The organism is Methylobacterium sp. WL9 (assembly GCF_008040035.1).
Taxonomy (GTDB): domain Bacteria; phylum Pseudomonadota; class Alphaproteobacteria; order Rhizobiales; family Beijerinckiaceae; genus Methylobacterium; species Methylobacterium thuringiense.
The window spans coordinates 1-15,683 of record NZ_VRVE01000037.1 but is presented as its reverse complement, the minus strand read 5'-3'; the positions used below and the strand labels follow the sequence as shown (position 1 = coordinate 15,683).

At 67.6% G+C, this 15,683-nt stretch carries 13 protein-coding genes; 7 read left to right on the top strand and 6 right to left on the bottom strand.

Translation table 11 applies throughout. The features are described from left to right. The first annotated feature begins 23 nt into the window (after positions 1–23). Complete coding sequence (locus FV217_RS12440) at positions 24–1,721, top strand: thiamine pyrophosphate-binding protein (RefSeq protein ID WP_147817498.1); 1,698 nt, start codon at positions 24–26, stop codon at positions 1,719–1,721. Between the two features lie 28 nt (positions 1,722–1,749). On the opposite strand, the gene FV217_RS12435 is transcribed toward FV217_RS12440, so the two are convergent. Together FV217_RS12435 and FV217_RS12430 are read right to left on the bottom strand one after the other, a co-directional pair. Beyond that, positions 1,750–2,616, bottom strand: a complete 867-nt coding sequence (locus FV217_RS12435) for a branched-chain amino acid aminotransferase (RefSeq protein WP_147817497.1) — start codon at positions 2,614–2,616, stop codon at positions 1,750–1,752. Between the two features lie 35 nt (positions 2,617–2,651). Then, entirely contained in the window at positions 2,652–3,095 is a 444-nt protein-coding gene (locus FV217_RS12430; RefSeq protein WP_147817520.1) for a cupin domain-containing protein, read from the bottom strand. A 438-nt stretch (positions 3,096–3,533) separates the two neighbouring features. On the opposite strand from FV217_RS12430, the gene FV217_RS12425 reads away from it, so the two are divergent. The 4 genes from FV217_RS12425 (at position 3,534) to FV217_RS12410 (ending at position 9,998) form a co-directional block, all read left to right on the top strand. Beyond that, positions 3,534–4,826, top strand: a complete 1,293-nt coding sequence (locus FV217_RS12425) for an O-acetylhomoserine aminocarboxypropyltransferase/cysteine synthase family protein (RefSeq protein WP_147817496.1) — start codon at positions 3,534–3,536, stop codon at positions 4,824–4,826. 38 nt (positions 4,827–4,864) lie between these two features. Then, positions 4,865–5,866 (top strand): homoserine O-succinyltransferase, encoded by a 1,002-nt coding sequence (locus tag FV217_RS12420; protein ID WP_147817495.1) that lies wholly within the window; start codon positions 4,865–4,867, stop codon positions 5,864–5,866. 29 nt (positions 5,867–5,895) lie between these two features. After that, positions 5,896–7,683 (top strand): long-chain-acyl-CoA synthetase, encoded by a 1,788-nt coding sequence (locus FV217_RS12415; protein WP_147817494.1) that lies wholly within the window; start codon positions 5,896–5,898, stop codon positions 7,681–7,683. 263 nt (positions 7,684–7,946) lie between these two features. Beyond that, entirely contained in the window at positions 7,947–9,998 is a 2,052-nt protein-coding gene (locus FV217_RS12410) for a protein meaA (RefSeq protein ID WP_147817493.1), read from the top strand. Between the two features lie 75 nt (positions 9,999–10,073). Here the strand turns inward: FV217_RS12410 and egtD are convergent, their stop codons facing one another. Together egtD and egtB are read right to left on the bottom strand one after the other, a co-directional pair. Then, positions 10,074–11,054 carry an L-histidine N(alpha)-methyltransferase gene (gene egtD / locus FV217_RS12405; protein ID WP_147817492.1) on the bottom strand — a complete coding sequence of 327 codons (981 nt, stop codon included), beginning with the start codon at positions 11,052–11,054 and terminating at the stop codon, positions 10,074–10,076. A gap of 202 nt (positions 11,055–11,256) precedes the next feature. Further along, positions 11,257–12,525, bottom strand: a complete 1,269-nt coding sequence (gene egtB / locus FV217_RS12400; protein ID WP_147817491.1) for an ergothioneine biosynthesis protein EgtB — start codon at positions 12,523–12,525, stop codon at positions 11,257–11,259. Positions 12,526–12,768: 243 nt separating this feature from the next. Between egtB and murI the strand changes: the two genes are divergently transcribed. Together murI and rpsD are read left to right on the top strand one after the other, a co-directional pair. Continuing rightward, positions 12,769–13,647 carry a glutamate racemase gene (murI, locus tag FV217_RS12395; RefSeq protein WP_147817490.1) on the top strand — a complete coding sequence of 293 codons (879 nt, stop codon included), beginning with the start codon at positions 12,769–12,771 and terminating at the stop codon, positions 13,645–13,647. 411 nt (positions 13,648–14,058) lie between these two features. Further along, entirely contained in the window at positions 14,059–14,676 is a 618-nt protein-coding gene (gene rpsD, locus FV217_RS12390) for a 30S ribosomal protein S4 (RefSeq protein WP_147817489.1), read from the top strand. Between the two features lie 293 nt (positions 14,677–14,969). Here rpsD and FV217_RS12385 read toward each other — a convergent pair whose 3' ends face one another. After that, a complete protein-coding gene (locus tag FV217_RS12385) occupies positions 14,970–15,260 on the bottom strand; it encodes a hypothetical protein (RefSeq protein WP_246682775.1) in 291 nt (96 codons plus the stop codon). Between the two features lie 176 nt (positions 15,261–15,436). Next, positions 15,437–15,683: cold shock domain-containing protein (locus FV217_RS12380; protein ID WP_281407166.1), on the bottom strand; the 247-nt coding region annotated here is incomplete at its 5' end.

Genomic DNA, 15,683 nt, shown 5'->3' with positions numbered 1-15,683 from the left:
CCTGCGACGGTCCGGATTGCACCATGCTCGACCAAGACGTCTCCAACGGTCCCGTCGCAAACCGCAACGCGGCCCAGGCGCTGGTGGATCAGCTCGCCGCGAACGGTGTCGAACACGTCTTCACGGTGCCCGGCGAGAGCTTCCTGCCGGTGCTCGACGCCCTCTACGAATCGAGCATCCAGGTCACGGTCTGCCGGCAGGAGGGCGGCGTCGCGATGATGGCGGAGGCCTACGGCAAGGCCACGGGCCGGCCCGGCATCTGCTTCGTCACCCGTGGACCCGGCGCGACCAACGCCTCGGCCGGCATCCACATCGCCCAGCAGGATTCGACCCCGCTGATCATGTTCGTCGGCCAGATCGAGCGGCATCTGCGCGACCGCGAGGCGTGGCAGGAGATGGACTACCGCGCCGCCTTCGGCCCGATCGCCAAATGGGCCACCGAGATCGACGACGCGTCGCGCGTGCCGGAATACGTCTCGCGCGCCTTCCATGCTGCCACCGGCGGCCGGCCGGGCCCGGTGGTGATCGCGCTGCCGAAGGACATGCTCAAGGATGCCTGTCCCGGACCGCTCGCCGCGCCCTGGCGCCCGGTCGAGGCCGCCCCAGGGCACGAGGAGATCGAACAGCTCGCGGCGCTTCTGGCCGAGGCCGAACGCCCCTTCCTGCTCCTCGGCGGCAGCCGCTGGAGCGAGGCAGCCTATCGCGACATCCACGCCTTCGCCGACCGTTTCGATCTGCCCGTCGCTACGAGCTACCGCCGCCTGCCGCTGTTCGACCCGCTGCACCCGGCCTATGCCGGCGATCTCGGCCTCGCGGCCAACCCGCGGCTCGTCGCGCGGGCCAAGGCGGCCGACCTGCTTATCGTGCTGGGCGGACGCCTCGGCGAAGTGCCGAGCCAGGGCTACGAGCTCCTCGACATCCCGAACCCGCGCACCCGCCTCGTCCACATCCATCCGGGGGCGGAAGAGCTCGGCCGGGTCTACGTCCCGCATCTCGCGATCAACGCCGCACCGAACCGCATGGCGGCGGCGCTGGCGCGGCTCGATGCGCCCGCGAGCGTGCCGTGGGCGAAGGAGACCCGCGCGGCCCATGCCGACTACCTCGCCTGGAGCGAGGCGGCGACGCCGCAGCCCGGCGACGTGAACCTCGGCGACGTGATGATCCACCTGCGCGAGACGCTGCCGGCCGACGCGATCCTCTGCAACGGCGCCGGCAACTACGCGGCCTGGATCCATCGCTATTACCGCTTCCGTCGCCTCGCTACGCATCTTGCCCCGACCTCGGGCTCGATGGGCTACGGCGTGCCGGCGGCGGTCGGGATCAAGCGGCTCTATCCCGATCGCACCGTGATCTCGCTCGCCGGCGACGGCGACTTCCTGATGAACGGGCAGGAATTCGCCACCGCCGTCCAGTACGACCTGCCCATCGTCTGCATCGTCTGCGACAATGCCAGCTACGGCACGATCCGCATGCACCAGGAGCGCGACTTTCCCGGCCGCGTCTCGGCGACCGACCTGCGCAACCCGGATTTTGCCGCTTACGCCCGGGCTTTCGGCGGCTTCGGCATCACCGTGGAGCGCACCGCGGATTTCCCGGCCGCGCTGGAGGCGGCGCTCGCCTCGGGCCAGCCTGCCATCATCCACCTGAAGATGTCGACCGACGCCATCTCGCCGGGCCTGAGCCTGACCGCGATCCGCGAGAAGGCTCTCGCCTCCCGGTGAGTTTCGACGCGCCTCGTACGGGCGTGGCTTACCGGCCGCGTCCGTGCGCGAAATCCCAGTAGAGCTGGCGGGCGAGTCGGAACATCGGGCCGGGCTCGTAGCGGACGTCGTCGAGGCCCACGACGGGCGCGACCTTGGCGAAATTCCCCGCCGTGAACAGCTCGTCCGCCTGTAGAAAATCCTCGTAGGACAGCGTCTTCTCGACGACGGTGACGCCCGCCGCACGCAGGAGGGAGACGACGCGCGCGCGCGTGATGCCGGCAAGAAAGGTCCCGTTCGGCACCGGTGTATAGACGACGCCGTCGCGCGCCAGGAAGGCGTTGGCGTTGGCGAATTCGGCGATGTTGCCGAGCCCGTCGCGCATCAGGCAATTGCCGAAGCCGCGCGCCTGCGCCTCCATCAGCGCCCGCGCGCCGTTCGGATAGAGGCAGCCGGCTTTGGCGTCGACCGGAGCCACCTCGATCGACGGCCGGCGGAACGGCGAGAGCGTCGCCCGCACGCCGGACGGCAGCGGCATCGGCGCGTGGTAGATCGACAGGCACCAGTTGGTGGAATCGGGGTCGAAGCGCACGCCGCCGGCAAAGCCGAGCTCCGCCCAGTACATCGGGCGGATGTAGAGTTCCGCATCATGCGGGAAGCGGGCGAGCCCCTCGCTCACGAGTTCGTCCCAGCGCGCCACGTCCACCTTGGGCAGCAGCCCCAGCGCCGTGGCCGAGCGGTTCACCCGCGCGAGGTGCAGGTCGAGATCCGGCGTCATGCCCTCGAAGGCACGCGCGCCGTCGAACACGGTCGAGCCGAGCCACGACCCGTGCGTCCGCGGACCCATCATGCGGACGTTGCCGGGATGCCAGGCATCCTCGAAATAGGTCCAGGTCTCGGGATCGGGCGCCGTCATGGCTCGGGTCTCACTCAAAAAGGGACAGTCGGTGCTCAGGCGGCCCCGGCAGGGCCGACCTGGAAGCCGCCGGAAGAGCCGCCCTTCACCATCCGGACGAGCCGGGCGAAAGCCCGCATGCCGAGGCCGACCGTCTTCGGCAGGGTGCGGCGGCAGAAGGCGACCTTCTTGACGTAGCTCTCGACATGCCAGTGACACACGGCTCCCCGAGGCAGGAACAGCACATCGCCCGGCCCGAAGGTCTTGGGCGGGTTGTGGCCGTCCGAGATCGTCGCCGATCCTTCGAGGAAGTAGATCGTCTCGTCGATCTCGTAGATCCACTGGAACTCGCCGGCGGTGCAGTCCCAGACCAGCGTGCTGGCGAGGCCGTCCGCGCTGCGCGACAGGGTCGCGTTCCGCGCGAGCGGATTGCCCTTGCGGATCCAGCTCGGCTCGATCGGGGCCGCCCTCAGGTCCACGGAGGTCACGGACGGAATCATCGGTATCGTCGCCACGGTCGCCCTCATGAGAATTGCGTCGGCGCCCACGGCGTTCCGGGGCACTGCTGCATCAGAGAGAGCCGTTATTGGCAAAATCTGCAAGAATTCCTTCCGCGGATCATTAACGACGCAAGAATATGCTTCGGTTTCGATAGATCCGGCGCGTGGAGACTGAAAGGAACACGTTTCGTTTCGATACGCCTGTGCCGATCTGCGACACGGGCGCCGAGGCCATCGAGACGGGTCGGTCTCAGCCTGATGTGGTCTTGAATATTCGATGATCGATTGCATGCAGTATCACATGAAAAATTTAACCACGAATGCGAAGCATTGTCGTTCATCATAGTTCTCAATGGTCTGTCTCGATTTGGTGCGCGAAAGCTTGGTGCAGGCCTTGCTGGAAGGCCGACACGCTTTCTTTCCGAGACGGAACGCCCCATGCGCAGCGAGACGATCGCCGTACACGCCGGCTTCGATCACGATCCGACGACGCATGCCGTGGCGGTTCCGATCTACCAGAGCGTCGCCTACAGCTTCGACAGCGCCGATCACGGCGCGGCCCTCTTCAACCTCGAAGAGGAGGGCTACCGCTACAGCCGGATCTCCAACCCGACGGTGGCGGTGCTGGAGAAGCGGGTCGCCGAACTGGAGGGCGGCCATGCGGCGCTCGCCGTCGCCAGCGGCCAAGCGGCCCTGCATTACGCCATCGCGACGCTGGCCGACCACGGCGGCAACATCGTCTCGGTGCCCCAGCTCTACGGCACGACGCACACGCTGCTCGCCCACGTGCTGCCGCGTCAGGGCATCCAGTGCCGCTTCGCCGCCAGCGACGACCCGGCCGAGATCGCCAAGCTGATCGATGACGACACCCGCGCGGTCTATTGCGAGTCGATCGGCAACCCCGCCGGCAACATCTGCGACATCGAGGCGCTCGCCCGCGTTGCCCATGCCCGAGGCGTGCCCCTCGTCGTCGACAACACGGTGGCGACGCCGATCCTGCTGCGGCCGATCGATTACGGCGCGGACATCGTCCTCGGCTCGCTGACCAAGTTCATGGGCGGCCACGGCACGACCATGGGCGGCTTCATCGTCGATTCCGGCCGGTTCGACTGGAAGGCGCAGGCCCGGCGCTTCCCGATGTTCTCGGTTCCGGACGTGTCCTATCACGGCCTCGTCTACGCCGAGCATTTCGGCAAGGGCGCCTTCGTGGCCCGCGCCCGCAGCGTCTACCAGCGCACCACCGGCGCCGTGCTGCCGGCCATGAGCGCCTTCCTGCTCCTTCAGGGCATCGAGACCGTGGCCCTCCGGGTCGAGCGGCACGTGCAGAACGGGCGCAAGGTCGCGGAATTCCTGCGCGCGCATCCCGGCATCGCCTGGGTCAATTACGCGGGTTTCCCTGACAACCCGCATCACGCGATGGCCCAAAAATATCTCGGCGGCGAGGGTTCGTCGCTGCTCACCTTCGGGGTGCGTGGCGGCTTCGAGGCCGGCAAGTCGTTCTACGACGCGCTGAAGCTGGTGAAGCGCCTCGTCAATATCGGCGACGCCAAGTCGCTCGCCTGCCATCCCGCTTCGACCACGCACCGGCAGATGACGCCGGCCGAGCAGAAATCGGCCGGTGTCTCGCCCGAGATGATCCGGATCAGCGTCGGCATCGAGCACATCGACGACATCACCGACGATCTCGCTCAGGCCCTCGACGCCGCCACCGCCTTCGCCCGCGCCGCGTGAGCACCGTCGGGGCAGCGGCAAACTAGGAGTTACCGGCGATGCTCGATCATGGACATGCGAGCTCCGCTCCCGCCTTCGGGTGGGACGGTTCCGTCCCGGCGCCGGCCATGCCGGCGCGGGCACGCGTCGCGCCGCCGTTGCGGATCGGCCTCCTGAACAACATGCCCGATGCGGCCTTCGTCCAGACCGAACGGCAGTTCCGGCAACTAATCGGGCACGAGGCCGTGCTCGCGCCGTTCGTCTTCCGCGACCTGCCGCGCGGTCCTCTCGTCCGGGCGCATATCGATGCGCATTATGCGCCGCACGAAGCGCTCGCCGCTGCGGGCCTCGACGCTCTCGTCGTGACAGGATGCGAGCCGAAGGCCGACAGGCTCGATGACGAGCCCTTCTTCGGACCGCTCGGCATGGTGGTGGACTGGGCGGAGGTCAACACGGTCTCGACCCTGTTTTCCTGCCTCGCGTCGCACGCGGCCGTCCTCCATCTCGACGGTATCCGGCGTAGGCCGCTGGCGGCGAAGCATTCCGGTGTCTTCGCCTGCTCGGCCGTCTCCCATCCTCTGCTGGCCGGAATGCCCGAGACCGTCGCGGTGCCGCATTCCCGCTGGAACGACCTATCCGAGTCGGATCTCGTGGCGCACGGTTACACGGTGCTGCGGCGCTCGGCCGAAATCGGGGTCGACCTCTTCGTCCGCGAGTCCGGCAGCCTGTTCGTCTTCCTCCAGGGCCATCCCGAATACGCGCCCGACAGCCTCGCCCGCGAATACCGCCGCGACGTCGGCCGGTTTCTCGACGGCAGCCGCGACACCTGCCCGCCACTGCCGGAGAACTACTTTTCGCCCGAGGCCGTCGTCCGACTCGATGCCTTCGCGGCCGAGGTGCAGGCGCGGCGTGAACCGGCCCTGTTCACCCGGTTCCCGAGCTTTGCCGCCGCTCCCCCGCACGCGCCCGCTTGGCAGGCCCCTGCGGCGCAGCTCTTCCGCAACTGGATCGCCCAGGTCGCACTGCGCCGCGTGGTCGTTGCGGACCGTTGCGCCGTCTGAAGCCCATCCTTCCGCAACGCAGAGCCACGATGGCCGCTTCCCCTCTTTCCCAACCGTCGCCACGGCCGTCCTCGACTTCGGGCTGGATCGGCGCGCTCGAGCGCACGGCCCGCATCGACGCGCAGCCCGAACGCATCTTCCCCCGCGTGATCGACGAACTGGCCGCCCGCCACGGCGCTGCGCCGGCCCTGATCGGCACGGACGAAACCTTGAGCCACCGCGAGCTCGCGGCGCGCCAGAACCGCTATGCCCGGTGGGCCCTCGATCTGGGACTCGCCAAGGGCGAGACCGTCGCCCTCCTCATGACGAACCGGCCGGATTTCCTGGCCATCTGGCTGGGGATCACGCGGGTCGGCGTCCGGGTCGCCCTCCTCAACACCAATCTGCGCGACCGCAGCCTCGCCCATTGCATCGACGTGGCGGCCCCCCGCATCCTCATCGCGGACAGGGAACTCGCCGAGGCCGTCGCGAGTGCCGAGCCGCATCTCGTGAAACGGCTCGATATCGTCTGGCAGGGGATGGGCGCCGACGGTGCGTCCCTGTCCGAGGCCGCGGCAGGCTATTCCGAGGCTCCGCTGCAGGACGGCGAGGGACCGGCCGTCGGGGTTCGCGACGAGGCCCTGCTGATCTTCACCTCCGGCACCACCGGCCTGCCCAAGGCCGCCCGCGTGAGCCACCACCGGATCATGATGTGGACGCACTGGTTCGCCGGGCTGATCGATGCCGGCGCGGACGACCGGATGTACAATTGCCTGCCGCTCTACCACTCGGTCGGCGGTGTCGTTGCGCCCGGCAGCGTGCTCCTCGGCGGTGGCGCGGTGGTCATCCGGCAGAAGTTCTCGGCGAGCGCTTTCTGGCGCGACGTCACAGAGAGTGGCGCGACGATGTTTCAGTATATCGGCGAACTGTGCCGCTATCTCACCGTGGCGCCGCCGGACCCGTTCGAGCGCCGGCATGCCCTGCGTCTCTGCACCGGCAACGGCATGCGGCCCGATGTCTGGGAGCGTTTTCGCGATCGCTTCGCCATCCCGCGCATTCTCGAATTCTATGCGGCAACCGAGGGCACGGTCTCGCTCTACAACGTCGAGGGCAAGCTCGGCGCCGTCGGGCGGGTGCCGTCCTTCATGGCGCGGCGCTCGCCGGCTCTGATCGTGCGCCACGACGTCGAGACCGGATTGCCGCTGCGCGATGCCGCCGGCCGCTGCGTCCCGGCCGAACCGGACGAGTCCGGCGAGCTGCTGGGACGGCTCTCGTCCAAGGCCGAACACAGCTTCGAAGGCTACACGAGTGCCGAGGAGACCAGCCGCAAGGTCGTCCGCGACGTGCTCCAGCCGGGCGATGCCTGGATGCGGACCGGCGACCTGATGCGCCGGGACGTGCAGGGCTTCTTCTATTTCGTGGACCGGATCGGCGACACCTTTCGCTGGAAGGGCGAGAACGTCGCCACCACCGAGGTCGCCGAGGCGATCGGCAATTGCCCGGGCGTGATCGAGGCGAGCGTCTACGGGGTTGCGGTTTCCGGTGCCGAGGGCCGGGCCGGCATGGCTGCGCTCGTCATCGGTCCCGACTTCGAGCTCGAGGCCCTGCATGCCGTCCTCGCGGAACGCCTGCCGGCCTATGCCCGCCCGCTCTTCCTGCGGATCGTGCCGACATTCGCCCATACTGAGACCTTCAAGCAGAAGAAGGGCGCGCTTGCTGCCGAGGGGTTCGATCCGAGCCGGATCCGGGATGTTCTTTATGTATGCCTCGACGATCGCTATCGGAGGCTCGATCCGTCTCTATTCAAAGAGATCTGCGAGGGGAAACTGCGCCTCTAGTTTAATGATGCCAGCCCATCAGGAGAGCCTCCCGGGCGGGCATCGAGGGGCGACGTTCTCTGACGTGATCTTGGAAGAACGGGACTCGTGAGCCCCAGGCCAAGCGAAGAGGCCGATGATCTCAACCTGCGCCCGCCCGCGAAGGCTCACGGCAATCGGCTTGGGATCGAGGGTCTGCGCGTCTCCCGCGCCCGCGTGACGTCACTCGACACCGCACCCGGCCCATAGCAAAAGGGCTGGAAACGACGAGGTGGGTCGAGAGAATGCTGGAAGCACGCAACCGCGACAAGCCGTGGATCATCCGCACCTATGCGGGCCATTCCAACGCTGCGGAATCGAACAAGCTCTATCGCGGCAACCTCGCCAAGGGGCAGACCGGCCTCTCGGTCGCCTTCGATCTGCCGACGCAGACCGGCTACGATCCAGATCACGAGCTCGCGCGCGGCGAGGTCGGCAAGGTCGGCGTCTCGATCGCGCATCTCGGCGACATGCGGACGCTGTTCAACGACATTCCGCTGTCGCAGATGAACACCTCGATGACGATCAACGCCACGGCGCCGTGGCTGCTGTCGCTCTACCTCGCCGTGGCCGAGGAGCAGGGCGCGCCGCTCGATGCTCTCCAGGGCACCACGCAGAACGACATCATCAAGGAATACCTCTCGCGCGGAACCTACGTGTTTCCGCCGAAACCTTCGCTTCGCCTGACCAAGGACGTGATCCTGTTCACGACCAAGGAAGTGCCGAAGTGGAACCCGATGAACGTCTGCTCCTACCACCTGCAGGAGGCGGGGGCGACGCCGGTCCAGGAGCTGTCCTACGCGCTGGCCATCGCCATCGCCGTGCTCGACACGGTGCGCGACGATCCCGAATTCGACGAGGCGAGCTTCGCCGACGTGTTCAGCCGGATCTCGTTCTTCGTGAATGCCGGCATGCGGTTCGTCACCGAGATCTGCAAGATGCGGGCGTTCGCCGAACTCTGGGACGAGATCGCCCAGGAGCGCTACGGCATCACCGAGGCCAAGAAGCGCATCTTCCGCTACGGCGTGCAGGTGAACTCGCTGGGGCTGACGGAGCAGCAGCCCGAGAACAACGTCCACCGCATCCTCATCGAGATGCTGGCCGTGACGCTGTCGAAGCGCGCCCGCGCCCGCGCCGTGCAGCTGCCGGCCTGGAACGAGGCGCTCGGGCTGCCGCGGCCCTGGGACCAGCAATGGTCGATGCGCATGCAGCAGATCCTGGCCTTCGAGACCGACCTTCTCGAATACGAGGACATCTTCGACGGTTCGAAGGTGATCGAGGCGCGCGTCGAGGAACTCAAGGAGCAGACCCGTGCCGAGCTGAAGCGCATCGCCGAACTCGGCGGCGCGGTGTCGGCCGTCGAAGCGGGCGAACTCAAGCGGGCCCTCGTCGAATCCAACGCCAAGCGCATCTCGGCGATCGAATCGGGCGATCAGGTCGTGGTCGGCGTCAACAAGTGGCAGCAGGGCGAGCCGTCGCCGCTCACCGCCGGCGAGGGCGCGATCTTCACCGTCTCCGAAACCGTCGAGATGGAGGCCGAGGCCCGCATCCGCGAATGGCGCCAGAAGCGCGACGACAACGCCGTCGGCAAGGCCCTCGACGATCTCGAACAGGCGGCGCGCTCGGGCGCCAACATCATGCCGGTCTCGATCGCGGCGGCCCAGGCCGGCGTCACCACCGGCGAGTGGGGCCAGCGCCTGCGCGAGGTGTTCGGCGAGTACCGTGCGCCGACCGGCGTGACTTTGGAGACGGTGACCTCGGGTGCGGCGGAGGACGCGCGGCTGCTCATCGCCGATCTCGGCGAGCGCCTCGGCGAAACGCCGAAGCTGGTGGTCGGCAAGCCCGGCCTCGACGGCCATTCGAACGGCGCCGAGCAGATCGCCCTTCGCGCCCGCGATGTCGGCTTCGACGTGACCTATGACGGCATCCGCCAGACTCCGGCCGAGATCGTTGCCAAGGCCAAGTCGACCGGCGCGCACGTGATCGGTCTGTCGATCCTCTCGGGCTCGCACGTACCGCTGGTGCGCGACGTGAAGGCGAAGCTGCGCGAGGCCGGCCTCGATCACATCCCCGTCGTCGTCGGCGGCATCATCTCGACCGACGACGAGTTGGTGCTCAAGAACATGGGCGTCACGGCGGTCTACACGCCGAAGGACTACATCCTCGACACGATCATGGTCGGGCTCGCCAAGGTCGTCAGCCGGTCCCTCGACAAGCGGGACGCCGAGCGCGCCGACACCGAGGCCGGCGTGAAGGGTGCCACGCCGCGCAAGGACGGCGCCGAAACGGTCTACTGACGGGGCCGGATCGACCCGCGCCTACTAAAAAAGCCCTCTCCGTCGAACGGAGAAGGCTTTTTGCGTCGCGGCTGCTCAGACCGGTCTGCGCCGCAGGGCATGCACCGAGAAGAGTCCGTCCGGGTCGGTCCAGACCTCGCCGGCAGCCCAACCGGCCTGTGCCGCGAGATCCCGGAAGCTGGCGATCGAGTATTTGTAGCTGTTCTCGGTGTGGATCGATTCACCTGCCGCGAAGTCGAAGCGGCGGCCGGCGATGTCGATCTCCTGCGCTTCACGGCTGACGAGATGCATTTCGATCCGTGAGGCCGCGGCGTTGAAGAAGGCGCGGTGGTGGAAGCTGTCGTCTGCGAAGCCCCCGGCCAGTTCGCGGTTGATCCGGGTCAGGAGGTTCAGGTTGAAGGCGGCCGTCACGCCGGAGGCGTCGTCATAGGCCGCCTCGAGCACATCGGTGTCCTTGACGAGATCCACGCCGACGATGAGCTGAGAACCCTCGCCAAGAATCGCACCGAAGGTGTCGAGCAGACGGATCGCTTCCTCCGGCCGGAAATTACCGATGGTCGAACCGGGGAAGAAGCCCGCGCGCGGCGCATTGCCCACCGTCGCCGGCAAGGCGAAGGGGCGGGTGAAGTCGGCCACGACCGGCTCGACCGCAAGATCCGGAATATCGCGGCGAAGACCCTCGGCCTGGGCCGTCAAGAACTCGCCGGAGACGTCGACGGGCACGTAGGCCGTGAGATCGCGCAGATGGCGCAGCAGCCGGCGCACCTTCACCGTGGAACCGGCCCCGAACTCGACGAGCGCCGCGCCCGACGGCAACGCGGCGGCGATGGCCGGGCCGTGTTCGTCGAGGATCCGCAGTTCGGTGCGGGTCGGATAGTATTCGGCGAGGCCGGTAATGCCCTCGAATAGCTCCGAGCCGGCCGCGTCGTAGAAATACTTCGCCGGAAGGGCCTTCGGCGTTGCGGCGAGGCCGTCCCAAACGTCTTCGAGAAACTGACGGTCGTCGGGCAGGCGGCTGATCGGGCTGGCGCCCTCGAAACGGGGATTGACGGTCAAAAGGCGTCCTCCGGCCGGGGCTCGGCGTCCCCGTGCGAGCGGTTGTGTTTGCGGGTGAGAAACGAGCCTTGAGAACGTTTGTTCACGGCGGCCGGTTGCTTAGAGCCGTACCCGACCCGATTGCATCAGGCCGGCGTCTCTAAGCCTCTGTTGTGACGCGTTTTTTCTCGACCAACCGGCATTCACTTGGTCGGAAAGCACTTTAGACGCGGGCGTCGGCGAGCCGCAGCCCGGTGAATTGCCAACGCTGGTGGGCATAGAAGAAGTTGCGATAACCCACCCGCGCATGCCCCTCGGACGTGGCAACGGACGAACCGCGCAACACGTATTGGTTGGACATGAACTTGCCGTTGTATTCGCCGAGCGCGCCGGGCAGCGGCCGGTAGCCCGGATAGGCGCCGTAGGCGCTGCGCGTCCATTGCCAGACATGGCCGAAGGCGTCGCCGAGCAGGCCGTCGCGCGCGGCGATCTCCCATTCGGCTTCGGTCGGCAGGTCGCGTCCGGACCAGCGGGCGAAGGCGTCGGCCTCGTAGTAGCTGATATGGGTGACGGGCTGGGCCGGATCGATCGGGCTGATGCCGCCGAGCGTCATGCTCGACCAACCGTCCCCAGTGCGGCGCCAGTAGCCCGGTGCCTCCCAGCCCTCCGACTGCAGCTTCACCCAGCCGTCCGACAGCCACAACTCGGCGCGCGCATAGCCGCCGTCCGCGATGAATGCGAGCCATTGCGCGTTGGTGACCAGCGCCCGGTCGATGGTCGCCGGCAACACGAGCACGTCGTGCCGGGGCGACTCGTTGTCGAAGGCGAAACCCTCGCCGTCATGCCCGATCTGCGTGATGCCGCGCGACAGCTCCACGCGGCCCTTGCCGCCCTCCGAAGCCGGCCAGCGCCAAGCCTCGTCGTAGGCTGGCCCCAGCGGGTTCTGCGCGAAGGCGTGCAGGATGTCGGTGAGCATCAGCTCCTGATGCTGCTGCTCGTGATAGAGGCCGATCTCCAGGATCGGCAGGATGGTTTCGAGGGCCTGATCCGACGCCTCGCGCAGCAGGGCTTCGATGGCGCGGTCGACATGGGCCCGGTAGCCCTGGGTCTCCATCGCCGTCGGCCGGGTGATCATGCCGCGCATGAAGCGGGGCTGCCGCGGGCCAGCCTGCACGTAGTACGAATTGAAGAGGTAGTGCAGGCGCTCGTCGTAGATCCGGTAGTCCGGCCGAAGCGCGCAGAGCAGGAACTGCTCGAAGAACCAAGTCGTATGGGCCCGGTGCCACTTGGTCGGGCTCGCATCCTCCATCGACTGGACCTGCTGGTCCTCGGGCGAAAGCGGGGCTGCGCGTTGCTCGGTCTCGTCGCGGACCATTCGGAACGCGGCGATCCAGGCTTCGCGATCCACGGGCCGGGCGTCGAGGCGAGGCGGAGGGAAGGCGGCGCGGTCGAAGGAACCGGGGAAGTGGGAAATCGCTGCGCTGGCGGCCATTCCTGGATTCTCTTTCTCTCAGATTGCCGGGATGTAGCCTCGAATTTCTTCCGGACAACGCCCGAGCGCCTGCGCCGTTCGTCGCGGCCTCGGCAGGACGAGCGGGAGAGCCTCGCGATGCACAGGCATTTCACGGCCTCGCTCCGCCCGGATCGCGAATCCGTGCTCCGTTTGCCGGCGCGGTGAGGCTGCGTTAACCGTCCCGGATCGACACTGGCCCTTCGGGCGATGTCGGGTGACGTCATGCGGATCGATCTGATGGCCGGAGCGACACTCTCCGCGGCGTATCCCGCGCAGAGCCCCCAACCCCTGATCCTCGTCTTCGATTCCGGCCTCGGCGGCCTGACCGTGCTGGAGAAGGTTCGCCGCGCGCGGCCCGACGCGCGCTACGTCTATGCCGCCGACGATGCGGCGTTTCCCTATGGCGGGCTGACCGAGCCGGCGCTCGTCGCCCGCGTGCTGGCGGTGATGGAGCGCCTGCTGGCGCTCCACGCCCCCGACCTCGTCGTGATCGCCTGCAACACGGCCTCGACGGTGGTGCTTCCGAGCCTGCGCCAGCGTTTCATCACGCCCTTCGTCGGCGTGGTGCCGCCGATCAAGCCGGCGGCGGCGGCGACGCGCTCGCGGGTCGTCACCCTACTGGCCACGCCCGGCACGATCGCCCGCAGCTACACCCGCGATCTCGTCGCCGCCTATGCCGGCGATTGCGACGTGACCCTCGTCGGCGCGCCGAACCTCGCGCGCTTCGCGGAAGCCGAGATGGCCGGCGAGCCGATCGACGATGCGGTATTGGCGGCGGAGATCGCGCCCTGCTTCGTGACCCTGGCCGACGGTCGGCGCACGGACGTGGTCTGCCTGTCCTGCACGCACTACCCGCTGCTGCTGCCGCGCTTCGAGCGCCTCGCGCCTTGGCCGGTGACCTGGATCGATCCGGCTCCGGCGATCGCGCGACGGGTGGTTCAGTTGCTCGGGCCGGTTGTGATGGCCCCCCAGGACGCCGCGCCGACCGTGCTCGGTACCTTCACGGGTGGCGCCGGCTTGAACCCCGCGCTGGAGCGCTCGCTGGCCAAACGCGGGTTAGAGACGTTGACGGTCGAGCCGATGCCGCTGGTCCGTCAGTAACGTCTTTGCCTGGACAGCATCTTACAGACTGTCGTCATGCCGGGGCCGCGTAGCGGAACCCGGAACCCACCCGAGATGCGACGCGGAGACAGGGCGTCGAGGCCTGTCGTAGGTTCCAGGTTCTGCTGCGCTGCCCCGGAATCACGGTGGAGATGTCGCGAACTACAGATCGTTGCTCGGGCTTGCTGAGCGTTGACCTCAGTTCGGAGCCCTGTGCGATCGATCACTCTTGATTGACCTGTCCCGGCTTTCCGTCTAGGCACGCGCGGTTCGCGGGGCTCCGGTTTGGGGCCCCGTGACGTTTTCAAGCGCACCCGCGAGCGGCCAACGGCCGGTCTGTCGCCCCCGCGCCGTTGCTGGGGGAGAGGAGGGCGCGTTCCTCTAGCTCAAGTTTCTTGAGAGGAACCGCGAATGTCAAAACGCATCGAGGCGAAGCACAAACTCGATCGCCGGATGGGCCAGAACATCTGGGGCCGTCCGAAAAGCCCGGTCAACCGTCGTGAATACGGCCCCGGCCAGCACGGCCAGCGCCGCAAGGGCAAGATGAGCGACTTCGGCACGCAGCTGCGCGCCAAGCAGAAGCTCAAGGGCTATTACGGCAACATCACCGAGAAGCAGTTCCGCCGCTACTACGCCGAGGCGATCCGCCTGCGCGGCGACTCGGGCGAGAACCTGATCGGCCTGCTCGAGCGCCGTCTCGACGCCGTGGTCTACCGTGCGAAGTTCGTGGCGACGCCGTTCGCGGCCCGTCAGTTCGTCAACCACGGCCACATCAAGGTCAACGGTCGCCGGGTCAACATCCCGAGCTACCAGGTGAAGCCGGGCGACCAGATCGAGATCAAGGAGGCGTCCCGCCAGCTCGAGTTCGTGGTCGTGGCCTCGCAGCTCGCCGAGCGCGACGTCCCCGACTACATCGAGGCGGATCACGCCAAGATGACGGCGCGCGTCACCCGTGTCCCGGCCCTGAACGAGGTGCCGTACCCGGTCCAGATGGAACCGAACCTGGTCATCGAGTTCTATTCGCGCTGATCTCTCGATCAGGGCCGAGAACGCAGAAGGGCCGCCCGGTGGGGCGGCCCTTTTTTCATGCGCTGTCTCCGGCCAGTACGGACCCGACCCAACACCTCGCCCTGAAGCGCCGGAGCGAAGCGCAGGCCTCGAAGGATCTCCAGATCCCGTTGCGATCCCTGGAGAACCCTTCGGGGCACGCTGTCGCGGGCACCTCAGGCCGGGGTTTGGGGTGGGACGACGGAAGAGCGAACGGCTTCGGCTCGGATCCGTTTAGGCCGTAGCCACAAGGGGGCGGGCAGCCTCGTGCACCCTCATCTCGTGGGGAGATCAGGTTGCGGGGGCCGTTCGGCGCGGGAGCCGCGCATCGCCGGGGATTGCGATGCGGACAGGGCGCTCGGGGGCAGACCTTCGGCATTGCCGCCTGCTGAAGGTGCTCCCGGAAAAGCGCTCGATGCAGCTTGCACGTGCCGCTCGCGATCGAAGGCGTAGCCGGCATTCACTCCGGCATAGAAGCCGGTGAAGTCTTCCGCGCATGCAGGGGAGACCCCGAGTGCCAGGGCGATCAGAAGAGCCAGACGGCGATCGGGTTGAGAGATGCTCACGCGCTGATCCGTGGCCGGCCGTTCAGGTGTGCCGACGGCCGTCGATGATCGATCCGAAACCCAGCGCGACTATGGCGGCGGTCTAGCTGCCGCCGTCGAGCCAAGCAGTCTACAAACGAAAAGAGCCGCGATCCGGTCTCCCGGATCGCGGCTCTCGATTCCGTTGGTCGCGTCGATCAGTAATCGACGCTGACGCTCTGGGCCTCGCGGCCCTTCTGGCCGTCGATCACGCCGAGCGTGACCGTCTGGCCTTCCGCGAGGGATTCGAGACCCGCGCGGGAGAGGGCGGAGCGATGGACGAACACGTCCTTGCCGCCGTCGTTGACCGAGACGAAGCCGAAGCCCTTAGCTGGGTCGTACCACTTCACGGTTCCGGTCATCTCGACCGAAGGACCGCTGGCGATACGTCCACCGCCACCGCCA